Origin of the sequence: Sodalis glossinidius str. 'morsitans' (assembly GCF_000010085.1) — a bacterium.
GTDB lineage: Bacteria > Pseudomonadota > Gammaproteobacteria > Enterobacterales > Enterobacteriaceae > Sodalis > Sodalis glossinidius.
On sequence record NC_007712.1, the window covers coordinates 3,793,627 to 3,816,847 of the forward strand.

The window sequence follows — 23,221 nt, forward strand, 5'->3', positions numbered from 1 at the left end:
CCGTGCGCATTCGTTCGTCCCCCTGCAACGTCATGATATCGTTGACGGTCGGTAAGGCGGTTTCCACACCATAGATGCCACCATCGCGCCCACCGCCGCGCGGATGGCATGATTACCGTAAATGACGATCCCCACTTTGCCGCTCTCGGCAATGGCCGACTCGGTAAGCTGCGGATAGGCCATAGGCACCAGCACCAGCGGAATCCGGCCTTTCCAAGCATCGATGAAAGAGAGGATCTCCGCGGGGGTTTTTTGCCGGGAATGAATGAGTATCGCATCCGCACTGGCGTCTTGATACGCGTACGCCCAGCGCAGCGCGTCGTCCTGCCGCAGCCCGGCAATCAACGCCTCGACCCGGGCGATAATGACCAAATTGCTATCCTGACGGGCATCGATGGCAGCGCCAATCTTGCCTTGAAAGGTCTCGATGCTGCCCAGTTCCTGTCGCCCACCGGCGCGCAGGCTGGTGTCTTTTGGAAAGGTCTTATCCTTCATCACCACCGCCGCCACGGCGGCAGCGATAGCGCTCATCATTTCCAGATGCATACTCATCGGCAGAATATTGGCATCCGGCACCGCGTAGCTGGCCGCCAGCTCGAAACCGCTGCCGCAGACGCCGTCAAAGCCCGCCTCTGCGGGTGAGTTGGTAGAGTCGCAGATTCTGCGGCGTGATGATTTGCGCACCGGCGCTTACGCTGTCCGGTGACTTAGGAGCCGGCCGCTGGCGCAAGCCAGGCGGGCTGAGTTATTGGCCGTTGTGATTTTATCGACCCGGCCCTGAAATTTGCCGTAGCTTAAGGCGATACGCGACGCGGAGCGTCATACATGGAGAGGAACACTTCACCCTGCGCCGGTCTAAGATAACCGCCGCGGATTAACCGTATTTCCTGGCGAAATATTCATCAGAAGTACATAAATAATAAATTCAATGAACGCTATAAACGCGGGGATGAAGGTCCAGCAAAACAACAGATACAATACCCCTTGACCGGTTTTACCTAAACAGAATTTGTGAACGCCGATCCCGTCGCCGCATTAAGCTTAACCATGCCTCAGCTCATTTTCCTGATTTATCCCTATATTAATGAGTATCAAATTGATCTCAAAATCAGAACCTCTTTGCACGATGATCTCGCTCTGCTTTGCGGGTACGGAATGCACGAAGCTTTGCCCTGACGACCGTCAAAAGAATGGATCCCTGGCATCATCTTCACCTATTACCGGCAAGAAATTATCGCCACGCCTTTCCCCCATAATGGGGCTTGTTGCACAACGGGGGAATCGACGCACCCGGAAACGGCGCACCACCAGGCCGTATCCCATAGGGTGCTTCACTGCAATAAGAAACGTCGTGCGCAGATCGTGCGGGTAAGCTTGCGCATCCAGAGGGTCTTATCACCGCCTTATGATCCGATCGCAGTAGCGAAATTAATGGCAACAGCCGATTATGCACTGACCTTCTCCTAGGCTTTGCAGGGCCTTGGCTGGCGACAATCGCCTACGGGCGGTAAATTCACCTGGCTGTGACGCGATACTCTATCCTGGTGGCACGCTGATATGATATTTCTCCCAGACAAACATCAGCGGTATCATCATTGGATTTTTACTGCTAATGAAATGGCCATAACGATAGGGGGATGTCTTTCATGGAGATATCGAGAGCAAAGATGACGACGAGATCCTTCACGTGTTGATGAAAAAGTCAGCGGCAGACTGATAGAGTTTTGACACTCTCGCATCCTTTATGGTGGGCATAGCCGCTGCGGCTAAAAGGCTATGCATATGGGTGACAAGGTGAGCGCGGCAGGGGCAGCGTTAAGCACCTTGACTTAACCGCTAAGCTCGCCGGATAGCCCCCTCCAAGGGGAAAGTGTTCGCTAGCTGAATAACAGGATAATAATATGATTAACATCGGGATTTTTTGTGGTTCTGCTAACGGCAGTGACCCGGTTTACAGGGAAGCCGCCAGCCAGAGACGGGTCAGCTATTGGCCGAAAAAGGAATGGGTATCGTCTACGGCGGGGAAAAGGTCGGCCTGATGGGCGCTGTCGCTGATGCGGCATTAAAGCACGGCGGCCAGGTCACCGGGGTGATCCCTCAATCGTTGGTCGAGCGTGAAATCGCTCACACCGGGCTGAACTCACCTCCACATAGTGGCGAACATGCACGAACGTAAAATGAAGATGGCGGCGCTGGCCGATGCGTTTATCGCTATGCCCGGCGGTGCCGGGACGCTGGAAGAGATTTTCGAGCAATAGACCTGGGCGCAGCTGGGGTTACATACCAAACCCTGCGTGTTTCTTGATGTCGACGGTTTTTACCGCCCTCTAAAAGAGATGATTCGTCAGATGGTTGATAAGGGATTTCTAAAAAAGAGCTATGAAGATATGCTGCTTTTTTCTGAAAATCTGAACGAAATTACACAATATTTTGCTGACTATCGCGCCCCGGCCGTCAAATGATCACAGTGAGGGGACAGAAAATGGCAGATGAAAAGGTCATTCACATTGCTGCGGCGGTCATCATTGACGCGCGGGGTCGACTACTGCTGGTAAGAAAACAAAATTCGGTTTTTTTATGCAGCCGGGTGGCAAAATTGAGGCCGGAAACGGCTCTGGTGCGTGAGCTGCACGAGAAGCTTCAGCTTCAGATACCGGAACAGCAGGTCACTTTTCTCGGCCAGTTCACCGATATCGCCGCCAACGAGCCCGGTCACAGGCTAATTGCCGATATTTTTGCCGTGCCTGCTCCTGATCATGGGGTCACCCCCGCCACGGAGATAGCTGACGTCATGTCGCTTGATCCGTCAGCCAATCCAAATGTTCCGCTGGCACCGCTTACCCAAAAGCAGCTCATTCCTTTGCTCTTGCAATCACAAACGGTAAATTAGCTCAACCGAGACGCAAAAAACACCCCGCTGATGAGGCGGGGAAGACAGGGATGGTGTCTATGGCAAGGAAAAAAGTCATTCTTTATTCGTTTACTGCTGGCTTCTGGGCAGAAGTTGAAATCTTGTCCGCCATCTGCAGCTTCAAATCACTCACCCGCTGCAGATGCTTTTGCTCTAGAATCTGTTGCTGTTCCGGCGTAAGCAAGTTATACATTTGGTTGCGCACCCGGGCCATTTCGACCTGACGAGCAACCTGCTCCTGGGCCATCTTTTCCGTTTGTTCCCTGACAGCAGCCTCGTCGAAAGTTTTATCGGTGACCAGCGTATGCAGGCGTTCCATTTCGCTAATATTGATACGGGGCGCATCGCGGCCGGCGAGGCTCATGAGGTCACGCATTTGTTGCCGCTGCTGTTCCGTCAGCTTAACGTCGTCAAACATGCTGTAATGGCTTTCCTGTATCCGATGTGTAATGGCATCCTGTTGCCAGCTTTCCAAAGTATTGTTATCAGCAGCTACAGTATTAACAGAGACCAGCGCGGCGGCGATGAACAAGAGGATGTTTTTGTGCATCCCGGCCCCCCTTAGCATGTTTCTTTTTCGCTATACGATGGAAGTGAGTTTACCCAAACTGCTGCAAACATGCGTCAGGCGGTGTAAAGCTACGTAAAGTCATGGATTGGAAGGGATTGATGACGTATTTTGCGTCAGGAGGTGAATAAAATGAATAAAATCCTTTTGGTTGATGATGACCGCGAATTAACGTCGCTGTTGAAGGAACTATTGGAAATGGAAGGCTTTAACGTCCAGGTGGCCCATGACGGCGAACAGGCGTTGAGCCAGTTGGACAGTTCCATTGATCTCTTGCTTCTCGATGTGATGATGCCGCGTAAGAACGGCATTGACACTCTTAAAGAGCTGCGGCAGCAGCAACAGACGCCGGTGATTATGTTGACCGCCCGCGGTAGCGAGCTGGATCGCGTTTTGGGCCTGGAGTTAGGCGCGGATGATTATTTGCCCAAGCCGTTTAACGACCGGGAACTGGTCGCGCGCATCCGGGCAATATTGCGCCGTTCACACTGGACGGAACAACAGCAGACCGGCGAGGCCGGCACGCCGTCGCTGGAGGTAGATTTTCTGCGCCTGAATCCGGGCCGGCAGGAGGCCACCTTTGACGGAACGCCGCTGGAGTTAACCGGTACCGAGTTTACTTTGCTGTATCTGCTGGCGCAGCATTTAGGCCAGGTGGTGTCGCGGGAGCATTTGAGTCAGGAAGTGCTGGGCAAACGCCTGACGCCGTTTGACCGGGCCATTGATATGCATATTTCCAATTTGCGTCGTAAGCTGCCGGAACGCAAAGATGGGCATCCGTGGTTCAAAACGTTACGTGGCCGGGGCTATTTGATGGTATCCGTTACATGATCAATAGCTTGACCGCACGCATTTTCGCCATATTCTGGTTGACCCTCGCGCTGGTGCTTATGTTGGTACTTATGGTGCCCAAGCTGGATTCCCGGCAAATGACGCAACTGCTCGACAGCGAGCAGCGCCAGGGCGTAATGCTGCAGCAGCATGTGGAGGCGGAGCTGGCTGCCGATCCGGCCAACGATTTGATGTGGTGGCGCCGGCTGTTTCGCGCCATTGATAAGTGGGCGCCGCCCGGCCAGCGTTTGATTCTGGTGACCAGCGAAGGGCGGGTCATTGGCGCCCAGCGCAATGAAATGCAGATTATCCGCAACTTTATCGGCCAATCGGACAATGCCAATCATCCCCAAAAGAAAAAATACGGCCGCGCCGAGCTGGTGGGGCCTTTTGCCATTCGCGACGGCGAGGACAATTATCAACTTTACCAGATTCGCCCGGCAGGCAGCGCCCAGTCCGACTTTATCAGTCTGTTGTTCGATCGCCCGCTGCTATTGCTGATTGTCACCATGCTTATCAGTATTCCGTTCCTGTTGTGGCTGGCCTGGAGTCTGGCCAAACCGGCGCGTAAACTGAAGCATGCCGCCGATGAAGTGGCACGCGGGAATCTGCGGCAGCACCCTGAGCTGGAAGCGGGGCCGCAGGAGTTTCTGGCTACCGGCGTTAGCTTTAATCAGATGGTAAGCGCCCTGGAACGGATGGTCACCGCGCAGCAGCGCCTGCTTTCCGATATCTCCCATGAGCTGCGTACTCCGTTAACCCGGCTCCAGTTGGCCACCGCGCTGATGCGTCGACGGCACGGCGAGGGACATGAACTTACGCGCATCGAGACGGAAGCGCAGCGGCTTGACTCGATGATCAACGATCTGCTGGTACTGTCACGTAATCAGCATAAAAACGAGCTGTCGCGGGAAGTGCTCAAGGCGAATGATCTGTGGTCGGATGTGCTTAATGACGCCACGTTTGAAGCCGAGCAGATGGGCAAAAGCCTGGAGGTCACCTCGCCGCCGGGCAACTGGACACTGCTGGGTAACCCCTCCGCACTGGACAGCGCGCTGGAAAATATCGTGCGCAATGCCCTGCGTTATTCGCACCAGCGTATTACGGTCGGGTTCAGCGCCGATCAGCAGGGGATCACCATTACCGTGGATGATGATGGCCCCGGCGTCAGCGAGGACGATCGCGAGCAGATTTTCCGCCCCTTCTACCGTACCGATGAAGCGCGCGATCGCGAGTCCGGCGGTACCGGCCTGGGGCTGGCGATTGTCGAAACCGCCGTCATGCAGCACCGCGGTTGGGTCAAAGCCGAGGACAGCCCGCTCGGCGGTTTGCGGCTAATTATCTGGCTGCCGTTATTGCCTCAGCGCTAAGCCAGCCCGGCGCGAATGCCAGAGCCGCAGCCCGGAATTGAAAGCCGCCCGTCCGGCTCACCGGCCGCCAATGCCCCTGCCCGGGCGCGACAGACCTCGGCGCGCCAAGCATGGCTAACGGGGGGAGGAGTGAAGCCCCTCAAGTCATCAGGAAGTGGCGGCAAGCGCGAACTATTTGCTATCCTGCGCCCTGCTTAAGGGGGCATCATGCTGAACATCGTATTATATGAACCGGAAATTCCGCCCAACACCGGCAATATCATCCGCCTGTGCGCGAACACCGGTTTTCACCTTCACATCATACAACCGCTCGGATTTACCTGGGATGACAAGCGGCTACGCCGCGCGGGGCTGGATTACCATGAGTTCGCCGCGATTCGCCATCACCGCGACTACGCCGCTTTTCTGGCGCAGGCGCAGCAGGCGCGGCTGTTTGCCCTGACCACCAAGGGCCAGCCGGCACACAGCGCCGTGCGCTATCAGGCCGGGGACTATTTGCTGTTTGGGCCGGAAACCCGCGGGTTGCCGCCGTCAATTCTCGACGCGCTGCCCATGACGCAGAAAATCCGCATCCCGATGCAACCGGACAGCCGCAGCATGAACCTGTCCAATGCGGTATCGGTGGTGGTGTATGAAGCCTGGCGCCAGTTAGATTACGCCAGCGCACGAGACTAACCTTCTTCAGATACCATCGCCAAATTCAAAACCGGGGCTGCTAAAAGACTGATCCATCTCTTCCGATGGCCGGTCGCTGTCCGGTTTCCCCACGACCCGTGCCGGTACGCCGGCGGCGGTGGTATGGACCGGCACCGAGCGCAAGACGACCGAACCGGCGCCGATTTTCGCCCCTCTGCCCACCTCGATATTGCCGAGAATGGTGGCGCCGGCGCCAATCATCACCCCTTCGCGGATTTTGGGATGCCGATCGCCGCTGGTCTTGCCGGTACCGCCGAGCGTGACGGATTGCAGGATGGAAACGTCATCTTCCACCACCGCTGTTTCGCCAATCACGATACCCGTGGCGTGGTCGAGCATGATACCGCAGCCGATGCGCGCCGCCGGATGAATATCCACCCCGAAAGAGACGGATATTTCATTCTGGAAATAAATCGCCAGCGCCTGACGGTTTTGATACCACAACCAGTGGCCGATCCGGTATGCCTGCAGGGCGTGGAACCCCTTGAGATACAGCAGCGGGGTGGAATATTTATCCACCGCCGGATCGCGCAATCGCACCGCGTGAATATCGCGCGCGGCGGAGAAAATCATGCCGGGATCGGCGCCGTAGGCTTCCTCCACCACTTCACGGATGGCAATGGCGGGCATAATGGGGTTGCTGAGTTTATTGGCCAGCATATAGCTCAATGCGCTGCCCAGGTTTTCGTGCTTGAGCAGAGTTGCATGGAAAAAACTGGCCAGCATGGGTTCACAATCGGCCAGCAATCGCGCTTCAGTTTTAATGTTGTTCCATACAAGTTCCAATTCTTCTGTCGACATACCGCCCGCCTTTTGCTCTGTTGCTGGGTGACCGGCCTCAGCCGCCGGCCCTTTCATCTTTCTGCGCACGACCAAGCAGCGTCAGCGCCGCCTGGTGAGCATTTTTGTTTTGGTAAAGCACCTGATAGATCTGCTCGGTGATGGGCATCTCCACCCCATAGCGGCCGGCCAGCGCTAATACTTCCTTGGTATTGCGGTAACCCTCCACCACCTGTCCGATCGTTTCCTGCACCGCTTCGAAGCCGACGCCCTGCCCCAGCAGCAGGCCGAAGCGGCGATTACGCGACTGATTGTCGGTACAGGTAAGCACCAGATCCCCCAATCCCGCCATGCCCATAAAGGTGCCGGGCTCTGCGCCCATCGCCGCGCCCAGGCGCGACATTTCGGCCAGACCGCGGGTAATTAATGCGGTGCGCGCGTTGGCGCCAAAACCGATGCCGTCAGAAATGCCGGCGCCGATGGCGATCACGTTCTTCACCGCGCCACCCAACTGGACGCCGATAAGATCGGGATTACTGTAAACCCGGAAACTTTTACCGCAGTGTAACAGCCGCTGTAAATCGGCACTAAACGTGGCGTCAGTGGCCGCCAGCGCAATGGCGGTAGGCAGCCCTGCCGCCAGCTCGCGCGCGAACGTAGGCCCCGACAAGACCGCCAGCGGTATCTGGTCGCCCAGCACCTCCCGCGCCACCTCCTGCAACAGCCGGCCGGTTTCCGCCTCCAATCCCTTGGTGGCCCAGACAATGCGGGCATCTTGGCGCAAATGCGGTTTGAGCTCGGTAAGCACGGATCCGAATACGTGGCTTGGCACCACAATCAGCACATCGCGGCTGGCGGCCAGCGCCGTCGGCAGCGATGCTTCCAGGCGCAGCGTCGGCGGAAACGGCACATCGGGCAAAAAAGCCTGATTGCAGCGTACCGCCTCCAACGCCTGAATATGGGCCGGATCGTGCCCCCACAGCAACACCTCATGACCGTTACGCGCTAGGGTGATAGCCAGGGCCGTACCGTACGAGCCGGCACCGATAACAATCATTGAAGCATCGCCGGGCATGATCAGGCTTCCTGAGCCGGCTGGCTGCCTGCGCCGTCGGCCTGCTGCTGCAGGTAATTCATGAACAGCGCGTCAAAATTGACCGGCGCCAGATTCAATTGTGGGAAAGTGCCGCGGGATACCTGGCTGGTGATGCATTCGCGGGCGTAGGGGAATAGAATATTCGGGCAGTACGCGCCGAAGCAGTGCGCCATTTGGGTGCCGTCAATGCCGGAGATGGTGAAAATGCCTGCCTGCTGGACCTCGCACAAAAACGCGGTATCTTCGCCCAACGTCGCCGTCACGGTGACCCGCAGTACGACCTCATAGGTGTCCTCTGCCAACTGGCTGGAGGCAGTATCCAGATCCAGTTTGATTTCAGGCTGCCATTCCTGCTGGAAAAACTTGGGCGCATTCGGCGCTTCAAACGAAACATCCTTGGTGTAAATGCGCTGAATCTGAAACGCCATCTCATTATTATTTTGTTCTGACATTGAAAAACCCTTTGGTTAAAGTGCCGGGTACGAAGGCTAAGGCGCACAACCCGTCGGTTCTGATTATTTGAGCAGGGGGTCCAGGCCGCCGCGCGCATCGAGCGCATGCAAATCGTCACACCCGCCCACGTGCTTGCCGTCGATAAAAATTTGCGGCACAGTGGTGCGGCCGCTGCGCTTTATCATCTCTTCGCGCAAATCCACGTCGCCATCAATGGGTATCTCCTGAAAAGGTACCCCTTTACGGGTGATTAACGCTTTGGCGCGATGACAATAGGGGCAGGTTGCTTTAGTATAAATTTTGATATTGGCCATGGTTTTCTCTTCTTGATGGAAAAGAGTTATTTACCTCGGACCAGCGGTAAATTTTCCCCGCTCCAGCCGGATATGCCTTCTTTAAGCACATAAACCCGTTCAAAGCCGGCTTTGATCAGGTTTTGCGCCGGATCGCGCGAGCTGGTGCCGCTGGCGCAGACCACGATGACCGGTTTACCCTTTGCTTTTTCCAGCTCGCCCAGATTGCCGGATTTGATGTCTGCCGCCGTCAGACTCAGGCTGTTGGCGATATGCCCCTTACGGTAATCATCGCGGTTGCGCAGATCAACAATCACCGCATCTTCCTTATTGATCAGGCGGATAGCTTCACCACGTGCGATGTCGCCCACCTTGGAAAAACGGCTTTGGAAAGTGGTAAAAATTACGGCACCCAAAATGACCACCCACGCCAGACTAAGCATGGGATGATTGCCGACAAATTGCATAATTTCTTGCATGGGGTGAGAAGACTCCCGTTAATAAATGACCCAACGTCAAAGCATTCGAGTATACCCTCGCCGTCGGGCAAATTCAGCCCTATATACCGATACATCGTCAAGAAACTGGCGGCAATGCGCGTCACGGCGCAAAAATCTCGGACGAAACCGATGCCAAAGCATTAATAGATGACTGGTAAGCCGCTGTTCAACGTGAAATAATCGCCGCCATGAGGGAAAATGCACCGTTAAAACATTCATATCCCACGCGCGCCGGCGATCGGCATCGCGCCACCGGATTCAGGTCTTGTCTTTGCGCCGGCATGCTTTGCGCCGGTACTCTGCTATTGCCTGCCGCCGGTCACGCCGCGGACAACAAGCAACAGCTTAAAACGGTGCAACAATCTATTCTAGCCAAAGAAAAAAGCGTTCAGCAGCAGCAAAAACAGCGCACCGCCTTGCTCGGCCAGTTGAAGGAACAAGAACAGTCCATCGCCCGTTCGACCCGCGCCCTGAGGGATACGCAGCGTAGTCTGGAGACGCTAAAGGGCGATATTGATAAGCTCACGCGTTCCATCCGTCAGTTGCAAGACCGTCAGGCCGCGCAGCAGAAATTGCTGGCGCAGCAGTTGGACACCGCTTTTCGTCAGGGGCAGCATTCCGGACTGCAATTGATCCTCAGTAACGAGGAAAGCCTGCGCAGCGAACGCATCCTGGCCTATTTCAGCTACCTGAACGAAGCGCGCACAAAAACCATTAATGACCTGCGCCAGACCCGAACCGATCTGGCGGCGCAAAAGCACGAACAGCAGCAGAAACAACAGCAGCAGCAGCAGGTGCTACAGCTTCAGCAAAAGCAACAACAAACCTTGCAAAGCGCCCGCGCCGCGCGCCAAAAAACCTTGAGCGGTCTGAATTCATCCATCGCGGAAGACAAGCAACGTTTGGCGGAACTGCATCAAAACGAGGCACGGTTACGCGATACTATCGCCCGCGCCGAGCGGGAAGCCAAAGCCCGTGCGGAGCGGGAAGCACGTGAGGCGCAGCGGGTGCGGAAACGGGAAGCGCAGGCGAAGAGCCGCGGCATCACCTATAAGCCCAGCGAAAGCGAGCGGGCGCTGGTCGCCCGTACTGGTGGGCTCGGCCGACCGGCGGGACAGGATTTGTGGCCGGTGCGCGGTCGTACGCTACATCGCTTTGGCGAGCCTCAGCAGGGAGAATTGCGCTATAAAGGGCTGGTCATTGCGGCGCCGGAAGGCAGCGAAGTGAAAGCCATCGCCGCCGGCCGTGTGCTGATGGCCGACTGGTTGCAGGGCTACGGCCTGATGGTGGTCATCGAGCACGGTAAAGGCGATATGAGCCTCTATGGTTACAACCAAAGCGCGCTGGTTAACGTCGGCGATCAGGTCAAAGCCGGGCAGCCTATTGCGCTGGTCGGGGCCAGCGGCGGCCAGGGCACGCCGTCGCTTTATTTTGAAATTCGTCGTCAGGGCCAGGCGGTCAATCCCATACCCTGGTTAGGAACAAAGCCTTAGTTTATAGCAATCCACACCAGTCTATTCGTTGCATAAAAATTCTTTATTTAACAAATCAATGTTGTGCACTTCAGTTTTCTACGGTCTATTGCAATCCATCCATCAGTAGGGGCATTATTGGTGGCCTCTTTTTATTCTTGCTAAAAGAGGCCACTATGAAGCTAAACCCCCGACAGGTAGACACCACCAGGCTGAAAGAAAAAAACTATAAGCTCTCTGATAGTGGAGACATGTACCTTGAAGTCACCCCCCGCGGCGCTAAGTACTGGCGGATGAAGTACTATCGCCCCGGCGACAGTAAAGAAGATAAGCTGGCTTTTGGCGTTTACCCCGCTGTTTCACTGGCTGAAGCAAGAGCAAAACGGGATGAAGCCAAAAAGCTGTTAGCGAAAAGAATAGACCCAAAGAAAGTTCAGCAAGAGGGGATGACCGAAGCAAAAGGCAAATTCACCTTTGAACATATTGCGCGAAAGTGGCATGCCAACAATAAACGCTGAGGAGACTATACTCGAGTTTCTATACTCCGCAATCTTGAAATTCATGTTTTTCCTGTGGTCGGTAAAGCCGACATTCGCCAGCTAAAAACGCGCCATCTGTTAGCCGTAGTTCGCGCAGTAGAGAAGTGTGGTAAACACGACATAGCACAGCGTCTTCAACAAAGAATAACTAGGGTCATGCGTTATGCTGTGCAAACATGAAATTATTGAAAGCAATCCAGCATTAGATATGGCTGGTGCATTAATTCCTCCCCACACTACCCACAGGGCAGCTCTCACTCCAGAACGAATCCCTGAACTCCTCTCGCGCATAGACAACTACAAAGGACGAAAACTGACCCGCCTGGCACTAGAGCTAAATTTGCTAACATTTGTACGTTCCAGCGAGCTTCGTTTCGCTAGATGGGGCGAGATTGACGTTGAGCGTGCTGTATGGGAGATCCCCGCCAAACGTGAACCACTAGCAGGGGTGATCTACTCCGAGCGCGGTATGAAGATGAAGTCTCCCCACATAGTTCCATTGAGCCGACAGGCGCTAGATGTACTCCGACAGCTCGAAGCGCTACGCAGCGAGGAGGAGCATATTTTCCCCGGAGATCACGACCCTTACAGGGTAATCAATGGGCGCACAATCAAAACCTTACAGGCCATGGGCTACGACACTAAGACGGAGGTTTGTGGGCATGGTTTTAGGACGATGGCGCGAGGCGCTATTGATGAGTCGGGACTGTGGGCCGACGACGTGATAGAACTACAGATGAGTCATATCGAGCGTAACGGGGTCAAGGCCGCCTATCTCCACACCACCAAGTACCTTGAAGAGCGCCGCCTCATGATGCAGTGGTGGGCGGATTATCTTGATGCTAATCGGGAGAGCTACATCTCACTCTACGACTTTGCACGGCGTAACAAGCAGAGGTAGGTAATTAGATTCAATAATATTAATTTCATATGCTACATATCAATAGAAAGCTCCTATCTGTAAGCGAATTGAGCTTTTCACAATAAAGTCAACACTTTACATTTTTTGCTATTTTTCTCGCGTGTATTATTTGGGTTTAACTGTTAAGACTGTTCAGGATAGTGGTTAAAAATATGATATATAATAGAAAAATACCCTGAACAGGACTGTTCAGGATTTGATTACTAAAAATATATTTATATAGTATGGTTTATTTACTACTCCCTGCCCGTAAAAATACCCTCAGCACAGAGTGACCGATATCGGCCCACCATTCGATGACATTCCACTTCCTCGCTCATTCGCTCGCTGCGCTCGGTCATGAAACTGCGGCGAGCGGTGCGGCTCAAGGGGATGGGGGATTTTCGGTTTTAAGGCACGTAGAAAGACCGCTACGGCGTTTTCTCGGTTTTAGCCCGCTACGTAGGTTGAAAGCGTTAAAATTGCGCAGAGAGGCGTACAGGCGCTTCCCTGCGCCGGGGGGCGAGCTACCGACCTAGTAGATGTCGCGAGACCTCGCTTGCCCCACTGCTAGGCCAGGGGTTATAGGCACGACCTGAAAAGCGGCGCTGTAGCCAGTTGGCGGGCACAAGGACGTACGGAGCCGCACTTAACTCGCGGGTTTCGATAGAACGCCATTGGCGCGAGGTCAACAGGGGTAGCTAAGCTATTGATATTTTCGGAATCCTCAGTTTGAGGAAGCCAGTGCGGGCGATTACCGCCGCCTATAATCTTTCACTTATCAAGTGGATAAACCCGGATCTGAGGCTTCAACCCTCTACCTCTACGACTCTGTATTCGCCATCTATGGACTTGCCACTGCCTTCAGCATCTTGCACCACATGACAGCGTCCCGGTAATCCGTAGCGGACGCCTGCCGCAGTTCCAGAACTTTGTGTTCTGTTCTGCCGTCGTTCGTAAACGGTGATGCGTTCCAGTAAGCCACCGGCGGCCATTCTCTCCAATGTGCACCGGACAGATTCAACCACGCTTTTCTTGTCGTTGGTCTGCATTCCATGCAGAAGCCATGCTACCCCCTGCACGTCGAGGGGCGGCGGGTCATGCGCATAGGGTGAATGGTCTTTTCTTATTTTGTAGGAGAGATCTATCCTACAATAAGCTAAAAGCAAATAGCAGAGCTCATTGGGGCCTGATGAGAACTACGAAAATTTCGTAGTTTAAAATTTGACCTAAGCATGGGGCCAGCCACATGGCCTACAGGGACCTACAAAAATTTTGTAGGTCAGAACGTAACTAACCGTCGTATAGTCAGTTGGTTGGGGGGGTATGTGCAGACCGGTACCGGAATCCCGGTACCGCTCACATTTTGTGCGTCAGCATTACTGATTCGCAAAAGACCACAATGAACCAAGTCAATATTATTGCCTTGGTTGTCTCAAACGGCCGTATGCAACGCTGCGCACCCTGTTTGCACACCCCTTCCCCGGAATTGCCTAGCGAAAGGCACTTAACTTCGTGACCCTGATTGAATAATAATGCAAAATATATGCATTAATTTCCGATATTATGCATTTCTCTCCTCGCGATCGACATCCCTCCCAATGCCGAAGTTCAGGCAATTGAGCAGTTGGGCGATTGTCCGATAACGCCCGCCGTGACTGAGTTCTACATTACCTGGCCGACTAAACAGCATTAAGAACAAGAAGAGCTGGAGGGCGGTGAAATGAACATTGAGTGGGTGCGGGGTCGGGTCAAATACGCGTTGGCGGATACTCGCCAAATCAGGAACGGGCAGTTGGGCAATCTGGCGGAGCGGACGCGGATAGAGACCTCACGTTTCAATCGTAACCCTCCGCGCTTCTTGAGCTATGCAAACGGGCGCATGGTTAGGGTGCCATCGTCGCCGGTAAAAGCGAAGCAAACACGGGTGAAGGGCAAATCAGCCATTCTGATGCATGAGTACGATTATTACCTCGTGCCATCGGCATCCTCGATGAGACGCTACAGGCGTGGATACGCTTACCGGTACCACGCTGAACAACTCAAGGTGGTGCCCTACGTCTGGCAGAAATTCATTGAGCAGCAACCGGGGCGTATTTCCGGTAAGGTGAAGCAGCGCTTACAAAGGTTGGCGTTGCTCGCTGTGCAGGTGGTCGCACGAATCACTACACCTACACCGAACTGGCGGATATGATCGGTGTAACGTCTGATAATTCGCGGGTAAGTTATTCTGGCTATTGGCGCGCCTTGATGGCTGAAGTTTCTGTACTAGATGGATACGCATTGACTGAGCTGTATCGACAACGAAAGGGGTTTATCGAGATGAAAAAGAGAAAGAATTTGCAAAACTTCGGTTTTTGCCTATAATTTGACTATAAATCTATATGGCGTCTAAATTGTAGCTAAAGCTTGGATGCATCAAATCTGGCTCTTCGAGGCCTCAACTCCCTCTGGTGGTTGGGGCTTTTTGCCATTGACAGCTACTGATTGCTGAATAAAATTATTGAGTCGCGCATCTGATTGTTGTCCAGTCCGTATCAGTTTTGCACAGATGTGCGATAAAGCCTCGGTTAATTCTGGGGCTTTTTGTTATAAGATAAAAAAAGTAGATGTTATTCTTATTCGCATTTTTTTGATAAAAATATGCCCCCTCCGTTCCGTAGGCAGCGGAAACGTAAGAGGGGAGGTCAAATGACCGTTTCTTTCAAGGAAAATGTATAGTGGGCAAGATAGCTTAAAATTAAAGACGAGGCATCCATACTTTTGTATAGATGCTTCACTCTCCGAAATAATCTCAAGGCTGCGCTCCGGCGTGGCCTTTTTGCTATCTGGAGAAACGAAAATGCAAAAAGTGATAGTTACCCTGTCTGTGTTAAACGAAACGCGTGATGGCGCTCCTGTTGGGACTTCCGCCGCTTTCAAGGTATGGCAGGGCGATAACCTGCTGATCGACGATACACTTTACGGCGGAAGTACAGTGGCGTACCGTCATGACTACGATGTTGCATGTTCAGACGAGCCGCTCCGGGTTAAGCATAATCGCCCGGATTTGAAAGGGCTGAGCGTAACGTCGTGCGTCGCGTAATGCCGTCTGGCGAGAGGATAAATAAATGAAAGTTTCTGTAGAGACGAAAGGCGAGGTCATCTGGTTCAGTGATACCGATAAAGGTGAGGGCCTTGCCGCGCTTGGTTATTTACGGGACGGCACACAGGACCAAATCATCACCGCCTTGGAAGAAGCCTTGATTCAGGCCAAAGGCGAGTAGTTAAGCTGGTATAACAGAGAGGCAACCAAGCTGCCCTTCAAGATTGAAGCAGGTACGGTTTTCATCGAAGAAGCGCCGATAAAGAACACCGTGATTAGCGCTGCGTCAGATGAATGCATCACGGCTAATCGCGAGGCGATTGTCGAGAATGCCATGAGAAGTAAGCATGGCGGTTTTTTGTCGCCCGGCATGAATGCGGTCAACGCTCATGCAGGGAACTTCGATGATGCCGTATCAATTACGCTTAGAAAGCATGATGACGCTATAGCTCTCCGACTGAAATCCTTTTTCTGACCGATAGCACCCCGGACGAGGTGCGTAATAACCCCGATAACTCCAATGGAAAAACTTACTACCGGCTCTGCCTACATCTGGGCCCTTGTCACGTCCTGCTAGGTGCGTTCTCGCTCAGTGAATGGGCATTGATTACCGGTATCGCCTGTACGCTGGCTACCTTTTTGCTGAACTGGATTTACCGGCATAAGGAATACCGTTTTAGGACGAAGCGCGACCAATGAATCCCGAGCTGCGTAACCGATTGATAAAAGCCACAGCAGGCGGCGCTATCGCATTAGCGACCGTGCTAATCCAATGGCACGAGGGCGTACTCTACACGCCATACCGGGATTCCGGCGGCGTGTTATCGGTCTGCTATGGTCATACCGGTGCGGTGGCGATATCGTCCCCGGTAAGCGCTACATCCCTGCTGGATAGCGACCAGAAAGCGGCGATGGCAATAGTCGATGCCAATGTCACTGCACCATTGACTGAGAACCAAAAAGCCGCGCTTGCCTCGTTCGTCTACAACGGGGCGCGCGGGGCGCGCGCTCTCTGGTGGGCGGCCATACTGGCGGGCTCCGCCTTGCTCTATTTTCATCAAAAGGCCAAAGACGCCCGTGAGTCAGCGATTGGGCTGAAAGAGGCGGTGACGGAGACCACCGAGGCGCTGATGGCGCTGTCGTCAAAACAGCTGGTGTCAAGGTGCTGGATTTGTCGGCGCAGTATCAAAACCAAATCACCCAACGTAACCAGCTGATGAAGGCGGTGCAGGATTACGACAGTCGTCTGGAAGGCCTGAATGCCTTTGATCCTTTCGGCCAGCGTTCAGAGGTGGAGGCGGATAAAAAACGCGCCCTGGCAGATTGGGAAGCCGTCAATAAAGGGGCACAAACCGTTAAGGCTTCGCTGGACAATGCGCACCAGGCGCTTGCACATCTGAAAGCAGGGGCATACGGCCCTGTCAAGCCGAAACAGGCCACACCGCCGGAAACGGTAAAAACGCCCTGGTCCGGTCTGGACAGCCCCACGGCAAAATCGGGTCAAAAACTGGCCTTGAATCAGTATCAGCAGTTGCGCCAGGAGATTGAACAAGCTCACGCCGGTAGTTTACAGCGCCTTGCCCTGCAAGAGCAGGCGGCGCAGTCACGGTTGCTGGCGAGCGCCAAGGCCACCGGGGTGGCACAGTCTGATCTCCAGCGTGTGCAGGGAATGCAGGCAGAGAATTATCAGCGGCAGCGCCAACAGCTGGCTGAGCGCTATTCCCCGGTCAAAACGCAGCTACGCCACGAGCGGGACGCCAGCCGCGAGTTGAATGCGTTGTGGGCGGCGCGCTTGCTGAGCGAGCAGGACTAACACATGGCTCGCCATCAACTGACCTATACCCGTACGCAGGCGCTAGCGAAAGCACAGGCCGAGTCTGCCGCTGCCCCTCGCCTTAGCCTTGCCGGTGAGATTGACCCGGTAGTGGCGCTGCAAAATCAGTTGGTCCGGCAACAAAGTCTTCTGGATGCGTACTATGCCAACGGCAGCCTGAGTAAAACCCAGTACGAAGCGCTGATGCAAAAAACCGCTCAGGATTCGGCGGACGCGCAATATCAGGCCGCATTAGCCCTGTATGGCGGCCAAAGCCGGTTGCACAAGCTGTCGCTGTCACTGGCGGAGACCCTGCGCGAAAGGACAACCAATATGTTGACCGGGGCCCGCTCTTTCAAGGAGAGTCTGTCGGGGCTGTTTGCCTCACTGGCGCAATCGGTCATTAAAAATCTGGTGGATACGGCGGCGCAGGCGCTGATCACCAAAACACTTTTCTCCTCGTTTATGGGCGGTTTTGGCGGTGGCGGGCGTTCTGCGGCCAATGCGTTCAGCAGTGGAGCCTATAACGGGCTGAGCCTGAACGCTAAAGGCGGTGTCTACGCCTCCCGGAGTCTGAGCGCCTTTAGCGGGCAGGTGGTCAGTCAACCGACGCTGTTTGCGTTTTCCCACGGCGCCGGGCTGATGGGGGAATCCGGCCCGGAAGCCATTATGCCACTCAAGCGTGGACCCGACGGTAGTCTGGGTGTGCAGGCCGTGGACGGCGGCGGACGCGGTGGCGATGTGATTGTGAATATGGGGGGCTTTGTTTTCACTACCGATGAACGCAGTGACAGCGCGGCCGGGGCGGGGGATGGATGTTAATGGCATCGCGAACCAATTAAAGCCACTCATTATCAATGTGGTCAATGAACAGGCGGGCAGACAGGGATCTCCCCTCTGGTATGCCATTAAGGGACGGTAAAAATGGACACATTTAGCTGGCCTGTCAGGGTAAACAGCAGTGAACAGCTGAAAGTGGCGACGATTGAAGCGCAATTCGGCGAGGGTTATAAGCAGGTGAGCAGTAAAGGCATTCATGATATCAGCGAAAGCTGGTTACTGAGTTGTAACGGCGATCGGGCGTCGCTGCTGGCCGTTCGGCGTTTTCTGATAAACCATGTAACCAGTGCCTTCTGGTGGGTTAACCCCTGGGGGGAGAAAAAACGTTATCGCGTCAAGTCTGATGCGATCCGGACGCGATTTCTTCACGGCGCTCTGGTGGAAATCGGTTTTACTTTCGGGGAGGCGTTTTCGACATGAGTCTGACACAGGATTTACAGTCGCTTGAGCCGGGATCGCTGGTTCAGCTGGTCGAAGTTGACGGCACGGCATTTGGTATGGATAGGGTGCTGCGCTTTCATGCCCATAATATCAATGTTGACGGCTGGGCCTCCTTTGCTGGGGAAAATCTGCCTTCTATCCGCTGGCAGGGCAACGAGTACGATCCGCACCCTTACACCGTGACCGGACTGGCATCAACTAGTACCGGGTCGCAGCCACAGCCTGGGCTGTCGGTGGGCAACATCGGCAACCATGTTACCACGCTGTGTCTGGCCTATGACGACCTGGTGCAGGCCAAGGTAAAAATCCATACCACGCTGGCGAAATACCTGGACGCGGCCAACTGGCAGGAGGGGAACCCGCTTGCTGACAACACACAGGAGCGGGTGCAGCTGTTTTACGTCAACGCCAAGGTGTCAGAGACCCCGGAGCAGATGGATTTTGAGCTGTGCACCCCCTTCGACATCCAAAACCTTCAGCTCCCGACGCGCCAGATTTCGCCGGTCTGTATCTGGGCGATGCGCGGCTGGTATCGCTCCGGTAATGGCTGTGACTATCAGGGGATAAAATATTTCACCAAGGCCGGCGTACCAACCAATGACCCGTCCAAAGATGTTTGTGGCGGTCGACTGGCGGATTGTAAATCGCGTTTCGGCCCCGACCAGCCGTTATCATTTGGTGGTCAACCCAGCGCTAACCTCCAGGGACGGTAACATGGATGAGACACTGTTAGGCCCCATCCGCGAGCATGTGGTGCGGGAATACCCGAAAGAAGCGTGCGGGCTGATTGTTCAGACGGCTACAGGGGCGCACTACCTGCCGTGTCGCAATATCCACCCGTCTCCGACGGACCATTTTACGCTAGCCCCGGACGATTATGCGCAGGCGGCAGTGCAGGGCGATATCGTGATGATAGTGCATTCGCATCCCGATGTGGTGCGGCTCCTTCCCTCAAAGCTTGACCGGCTACAGTGCGATTATAGCGGGGTGGAATGGGCATTATGTCGTGGCCGGACGGAGATTTTTGCACCGAGGTAAGTATTAATTGTTCTTTCTTACCATTCAACGTTAAATGATGCATTATACATCATGCTACCACTCGCAGAATAAGCAGCTCCGGCTTTAATCGCCATATTTTTATTGATACGATATCCAGTCCCTATAGCTAGCGCCTGAGAAGAGCCGTACCCACCGATGCCTGCCGTAACATTGAATTTACCTACTCCGTAAGGCTGAAAAAGGCTGGTTAGTGCAGCAGATGCGGCTAATCCTCTGTCTATTTTAGCGTTGGTTTTGGATAATTGATTTTCAAGGTTTTTAATGCGTGAAGTATTTTTTTGAGCTATCGCATGCGCGGTAGTGGCGGTATTTTTCACACGGTTTAGTTGAGCAATATTGGCAGCGTCATTGCCTCTGACACCTTCAGCCACGCCGGTGATGGTTCTGTCACCCTGCTGACCACTCACAGAAATGGATGTCCCATTTTCATACTGACCAATGTGAATAACACCATTCGCGTCTTCAGTGATTTTTCTATCTATATTTTTCTTATCTCTTCTTTCTTGCGTTAATAATTTATTATGTTGTTTTTTTAATGCGATAAAATTTCTATGAGCCTGTTGCTGATATCCCTCAATTTGCACAAATGATTTTTTTGCTTTATCCTTGTATTCGATTGTTTGCGTCGCTAAATCTACAGCAGTATTTCGCGCGTGAAGGGTAGCATCACGATGCTGTCCTGCCTCGTTTGCGCTGACGCGAGCGGTTTCTTCGTGTTCAGCTGCTTTATGGGAAGATTTACTGGCAGCCATTTCCAAATTATTCGTCATATCCGCCATTTCTTTTGCGTCTTTTCTTGATTTTTCAATATGTGTTAATGCTCCTTCAGAAACTCTTTTATTTCCCTCAATTGATTGTGCATCATGTTCTGCTATATCTTTAAATTTTGCCACTTGAGCTGCACTGGAATGGGCGAATGATTCATGTTCAGCTGCATTTTGAGCAGAGATACTTGCGGCGCTTTCATGGCTTTGTGTTTTTTGCAATGCAGAGAAAGCATGTTCCTTGTGCTCTTGAGTTAAAGTAGAAAATTGACTTGCGTCCTGAGTATGTTTTTTGATGTCTTCAGTACTATCAGCGATAATTTGTGTATTCTTTTCCATATTTTCCATGAATTCTTTATTTTTAGATACATTTTCATCAAATCGTGAATTTAAGTTGGTTATTTTATTGTCTATTGCTTGTAACTGACCTATATTTGCAGCATCTGTTTTTTCAGTGCCTCCTGCAATATGAGTTATTTGTCTCAGTTGATAGTTATTACCTATAGATACTTCACCAGATGTCTGTCTATTAGCATTAGTAAAGAGTTCGGTTATAATTCCGGGCTGTCTCTCTGTCATAGATTCAGAGCCTAATGCGACAGAGCTTGGTGACAAAGAAAAACTATTGCTACCCAACGCGGTAGATTCTGTTGCTCTAGCGTGACTCGATGCACCTACTGCAAGGCCATAATTACCGCCAGTATAAGATAAAACGCCCATTGCAATAGAGCTTATTCCGTCGGAATAACTTGATCCCCCGATACTGATAGAATAATCAGCTGCTGCAATCGCAGAGTCACCCATGGCTATGGCGGGAGTGTCGCTATCTACTCGGCTTTGTATTCCCATAGCCATAGCACTACCGTTATTTCCAACGACAGTGCCATAGTTAGGTGCGTACGCATGTGTTTCTTGTTCTGGCTGTTTAATTTGTTGATTGTGATAAAGCTTTGCATGATGCCCTTTATCTTCTTCAGCAAGTACACAAGGAATATGAATTAAATACAGAGTTGCCACCATTGGCGGTAACATTTTTTTCATGTGTTTTATATTTCCATGGTTAAGGTTTGTTAAAAATTTATTCTGCTTTAAAAGCTGAGGCTAATTTATCCAGAAAAAAAACAAAAGAAAAGAAAAGGTTATAGATCGTTTCGATCGATTTTTTTATTTGTTTTTGTGTTTTTTGCATGTCAATTTTTTCTTTTGCTATTTATATTTTAAATTTTGTTTTATAATATATAGATAAAATTTTTTAATGCATATTCTGGCGTGCTATTAACCATGAGGTGTATAAGCTTGTTATGATCTGTGTTATTATATCTTTCATGGTTTTTGGGTATTTTATACCGGCCTGTCGAGGAGCGAAATTTAAAATAAACATGGTGCTTTAATTAAAAAAGAATATTTTTATTATCCGGTAATGTCTTCATCTTTCTTTAAGAGAGATGAAGACATGAAGGTTTTTGGTGGCTGATGAGCCACAGAGGGAGTTGAATGATTGCTTTTATGTCAAACTCGACGAGCCGAGATGGATGTCAGTGCCTCTGGGCGAACTGGCCGAGTTCGGATTTATGCCAGCGGGTCAGCGTATCGGTGAGCATGAAGGTGTTGCTCTGGCTGGTCTCGGCCTCACCGTTACTGAAATCACCCCCACATAAATAAATACCAATGTCATTATAAACCTATCTTGTTATCCGCATTTCCGGCACATCCAACAGTCTCCAGCAATTTCCCATTTGGCCCACGTGTTGGCGCTGTAAGCGATTTTCTTCTCTCTCCATCCTCAAACACTGAGTTGGCAGATAAAACGCACCTGATGGCTTACAGACGCTTTCAGGCATGCATCCATTCACCGATATCGATTTTAAGGCACCTGTTAGCTTGATAGAGACGCTTTGCCAATGTCTGACTCGATTACCCCTAGAATAGAAATCTTCTCACAATGGCGCACAGACGCTTTCAGGCATGGTCGCGTGAGCAGTGAAGTGATTGACGATGTCGGTTGACGTGCACCTTTCTATATTTTGAACTATGAAAATTTTGTAGTTCAACTTTTAAGCAGAAATCAGCTTCCACGACTCCACGGCAGTGGAACTTTGCAAAATCCGGAAAAAGCTGACGATGAGCACTACTTTCGAGTGTGATACAGGGTGTTGTGTGCAGATAATAGATTGAAATAGCTAGGATATTTTTGATTTGTGCAGCACGGCCAACCGCGTCGATTATTTCGACGCAGTTCATGGGGTATGTGCAGATAACCTATTGAATGTTAATGCCGATTGGAGATTTGTGCAGCCCCGGAGCATTAATCAATGCTTCGCTCAAACTTTGTGCGTTACTATTAAGTTACTCGCAAAATCAGCGAGACTAGAGGGGGCTTGTGCCCAGATAACATATTGAATACCAATGCCGATTTTTGCGCTCCCCGAATCCGGGGAGGTCAGAGCAACTAATTTCGTTGCTCTTGCATAATCCATTGATTTTATTTAATTACCCAAATTCGGGTAATCTGCCAACCCATTGATTTTGTTTAATTCCGTCGAAACGCCGGAATCGACTCTACGCTTTCGGGCAGGGGGTAGATGGCTCAATGTTGAGCCATGGTAAATAGCAATACGTTGCGGCAATCTGCCACTCTGAACACCCGGTGTCATGACGCATAGCACGGATTTCAAATTCGCCCTTGCCAGATACGCTCAGGGTTGAGCGTATCTTCTAGCGACTCGCAACTACAAAAATTTTGTAGTTCAAAAAGTAACCGTATCGGAATTTGCCGATTTGAAATCGGGAAATCCCGAAGCTCATTTCT

General features: G+C 52.4%; 24 protein-coding genes and 3 pseudogenes. 18 read left to right on the plus strand and 9 right to left on the minus strand.

The window, feature by feature from the left end:
- Positions 1-30: 30 nt before the first annotated feature.
- Together SGP1_RS20085 and SGP1_RS28465 are read right to left on the minus strand one after the other, a co-directional pair.
- Positions 31-684: an isocitrate lyase/phosphoenolpyruvate mutase family protein gene (locus SGP1_RS20085; RefSeq protein WP_050747876.1), complete on the minus strand. Its 654-nt coding sequence runs from the start codon at positions 682-684 to the stop codon at positions 31-33.
- Positions 685-874: 190 nt separating this feature from the next.
- Positions 875-1,026 (minus strand): annotated as a pseudogene (locus SGP1_RS28465) (TM2 domain-containing protein); the annotation flags it as partial.
- Positions 1,027-1,901: 875 nt separating this feature from the next.
- Between SGP1_RS28465 and SGP1_RS20090 the strand changes: the two are divergent.
- Both SGP1_RS20090 and SGP1_RS20095 read left to right on the plus strand, forming a co-directional pair.
- Positions 1,902-2,462, plus strand: a pseudogene (locus tag SGP1_RS20090) (TIGR00730 family Rossman fold protein).
- Positions 2,463-2,482: 20 nt separating this feature from the next.
- Positions 2,483-2,890 (plus strand): NUDIX hydrolase, encoded by a 408-nt coding sequence (locus SGP1_RS20095; protein ID WP_041867246.1) that lies wholly within the window; start codon positions 2,483-2,485, stop codon positions 2,888-2,890.
- An 82-nt stretch (positions 2,891-2,972) separates the two neighbouring features.
- Here the strand turns inward: SGP1_RS20095 and cpxP are convergent, their stop codons facing one another.
- Positions 2,973-3,461 (minus strand): cell-envelope stress modulator CpxP, encoded by a 489-nt coding sequence (gene cpxP, locus SGP1_RS20100; protein WP_041867247.1) that lies wholly within the window; start codon positions 3,459-3,461, stop codon positions 2,973-2,975.
- 150 nt (positions 3,462-3,611) lie between these two features.
- On the opposite strand from cpxP, the gene cpxR reads away from it, so the two are divergent.
- The 3 genes from cpxR (at position 3,612) to trmL (ending at position 6,355) form a co-directional block, all read left to right on the plus strand.
- Complete coding sequence (gene cpxR / locus SGP1_RS20105; protein ID WP_011411992.1) at positions 3,612-4,310, plus strand: envelope stress response regulator transcription factor CpxR; 699 nt, start codon at positions 3,612-3,614, stop codon at positions 4,308-4,310.
- Positions 4,307-5,680: an envelope stress sensor histidine kinase CpxA gene (gene cpxA, locus SGP1_RS20110; RefSeq protein ID WP_011411993.1), complete on the plus strand. Its 1,374-nt coding sequence runs from the start codon at positions 4,307-4,309 to the stop codon at positions 5,678-5,680. Before cpxR ends, cpxA begins: the two co-directional genes overlap by 4 nt.
- Before the next feature lie 207 nt (positions 5,681-5,887).
- Positions 5,888-6,355 (plus strand): tRNA (uridine(34)/cytosine(34)/5-carboxymethylaminomethyluridine(34)-2'-O)-methyltransferase TrmL, encoded by a 468-nt coding sequence (gene trmL / locus SGP1_RS20115; RefSeq protein WP_011411994.1) that lies wholly within the window; start codon positions 5,888-5,890, stop codon positions 6,353-6,355.
- A 6-nt stretch (positions 6,356-6,361) separates the two neighbouring features.
- Here the strand turns inward: trmL and cysE are convergent, their stop codons facing one another.
- The 5 genes from cysE to SGP1_RS20140 all read right to left on the minus strand — a co-directional run bounded on the left by cysE (position 6,362) and on the right by SGP1_RS20140 (position 9,477).
- Positions 6,362-7,177, minus strand: a complete 816-nt coding sequence (gene cysE, locus SGP1_RS20120; protein ID WP_011411995.1) for a serine O-acetyltransferase — start codon at positions 7,175-7,177, stop codon at positions 6,362-6,364.
- A gap of 37 nt (positions 7,178-7,214) precedes the next feature.
- Positions 7,215-8,231 carry an NAD(P)H-dependent glycerol-3-phosphate dehydrogenase gene (gpsA, locus tag SGP1_RS20125; protein ID WP_011411996.1) on the minus strand — a complete coding sequence of 339 codons (1,017 nt, stop codon included), beginning with the start codon at positions 8,229-8,231 and terminating at the stop codon, positions 7,215-7,217.
- Positions 8,232-8,233: 2 nt separating this feature from the next.
- Positions 8,234-8,704, minus strand: coding sequence for a protein-export chaperone SecB (secB, locus tag SGP1_RS20130; protein WP_011411997.1), 471 nt, complete (start codon positions 8,702-8,704; stop codon positions 8,234-8,236).
- A 63-nt stretch (positions 8,705-8,767) separates the two neighbouring features.
- Positions 8,768-9,019: a glutaredoxin 3 gene (gene grxC / locus SGP1_RS20135; RefSeq protein WP_011411998.1), complete on the minus strand. Its 252-nt coding sequence runs from the start codon at positions 9,017-9,019 to the stop codon at positions 8,768-8,770.
- 26 nt (positions 9,020-9,045) lie between these two features.
- Positions 9,046-9,477: a rhodanese-like domain-containing protein gene (locus tag SGP1_RS20140; protein WP_011411999.1), complete on the minus strand. Its 432-nt coding sequence runs from the start codon at positions 9,475-9,477 to the stop codon at positions 9,046-9,048.
- 209 nt (positions 9,478-9,686) lie between these two features.
- Here SGP1_RS20140 and envC point away from each other — a divergent pair, with 209 nt between their 5' ends.
- The 12 genes and pseudogenes from envC (at position 9,687) to SGP1_RS20190 (ending at position 19,627) form a co-directional block, all read left to right on the plus strand.
- Positions 9,687-10,991, plus strand: a complete 1,305-nt coding sequence (gene envC / locus SGP1_RS20145; RefSeq protein ID WP_011412000.1) for a murein hydrolase activator EnvC — start codon at positions 9,687-9,689, stop codon at positions 10,989-10,991.
- Between the two features lie 155 nt (positions 10,992-11,146).
- Positions 11,147-12,410, plus strand: a pseudogene (locus SGP1_RS20150) (tyrosine-type recombinase/integrase).
- Positions 12,411-14,133: 1,723 nt separating this feature from the next.
- Positions 14,134-14,604: a bacteriophage antitermination protein Q gene (locus SGP1_RS20155; protein ID WP_041866492.1), complete on the plus strand. Its 471-nt coding sequence runs from the start codon at positions 14,134-14,136 to the stop codon at positions 14,602-14,604.
- Positions 14,605-15,252: 648 nt separating this feature from the next.
- Positions 15,253-15,495, plus strand: a complete 243-nt coding sequence (locus SGP1_RS20160; RefSeq protein WP_041866493.1) for a hypothetical protein — start codon at positions 15,253-15,255, stop codon at positions 15,493-15,495.
- A gap of 25 nt (positions 15,496-15,520) precedes the next feature.
- Positions 15,521-15,676: a hypothetical protein gene (locus SGP1_RS20165; protein WP_041866494.1), complete on the plus strand. Its 156-nt coding sequence runs from the start codon at positions 15,521-15,523 to the stop codon at positions 15,674-15,676.
- 314 nt (positions 15,677-15,990) lie between these two features.
- Positions 15,991-16,194: a phage holin family protein gene (locus SGP1_RS28470; RefSeq protein WP_243466118.1), complete on the plus strand. Its 204-nt coding sequence runs from the start codon at positions 15,991-15,993 to the stop codon at positions 16,192-16,194.
- Positions 16,191-16,712, plus strand: a complete 522-nt coding sequence (locus tag SGP1_RS34535; protein ID WP_011412001.1) for a glycoside hydrolase family protein — start codon at positions 16,191-16,193, stop codon at positions 16,710-16,712. The genes SGP1_RS28470 and SGP1_RS34535 overlap by 4 nt, the downstream gene beginning before the upstream one ends.
- The gene (locus SGP1_RS25080) at positions 16,667-17,308 is read left to right on the plus strand and encodes a hypothetical protein (protein WP_148203606.1); all 642 of its coding nucleotides are present in this window, start codon (positions 16,667-16,669) and stop codon (positions 17,306-17,308) included. The genes SGP1_RS34535 and SGP1_RS25080 overlap by 46 nt, the downstream gene beginning before the upstream one ends.
- A gap of 3 nt (positions 17,309-17,311) precedes the next feature.
- Entirely contained in the window at positions 17,312-18,130 is an 819-nt protein-coding gene (locus SGP1_RS25085; protein ID WP_050747309.1) for a phage tail tape measure protein, read from the plus strand.
- 102 nt (positions 18,131-18,232) lie between these two features.
- Positions 18,233-18,568 carry a phage tail protein gene (locus tag SGP1_RS20180; protein ID WP_041866505.1) on the plus strand — a complete coding sequence of 112 codons (336 nt, stop codon included), beginning with the start codon at positions 18,233-18,235 and terminating at the stop codon, positions 18,566-18,568.
- Positions 18,565-19,302 (plus strand): phage minor tail protein L, encoded by a 738-nt coding sequence (locus SGP1_RS20185; RefSeq protein ID WP_011409971.1) that lies wholly within the window; start codon positions 18,565-18,567, stop codon positions 19,300-19,302. Before SGP1_RS20180 ends, SGP1_RS20185 begins: the two co-directional genes overlap by 4 nt.
- A 1-nt stretch (position 19,303) precedes the next feature.
- A complete protein-coding gene (locus tag SGP1_RS20190; RefSeq protein WP_050747310.1) occupies positions 19,304-19,627 on the plus strand; it encodes a C40 family peptidase in 324 nt (107 codons plus the stop codon).
- Between the two features lie 17 nt (positions 19,628-19,644).
- Here SGP1_RS20190 and SGP1_RS31015 read toward each other — a convergent pair whose 3' ends face one another.
- Positions 19,645-21,453: a YadA-like family protein gene (locus tag SGP1_RS31015; RefSeq protein WP_158302299.1), complete on the minus strand. Its 1,809-nt coding sequence runs from the start codon at positions 21,451-21,453 to the stop codon at positions 19,645-19,647.
- 491 nt (positions 21,454-21,944) lie between these two features.
- On the opposite strand from SGP1_RS31015, the gene SGP1_RS35380 reads away from it, so the two are divergent.
- Entirely contained in the window at positions 21,945-22,070 is a 126-nt protein-coding gene (locus tag SGP1_RS35380) for a hypothetical protein (protein ID WP_279379418.1), read from the plus strand.
- Positions 22,071-23,221 lie beyond the last annotated feature (1,151 nt).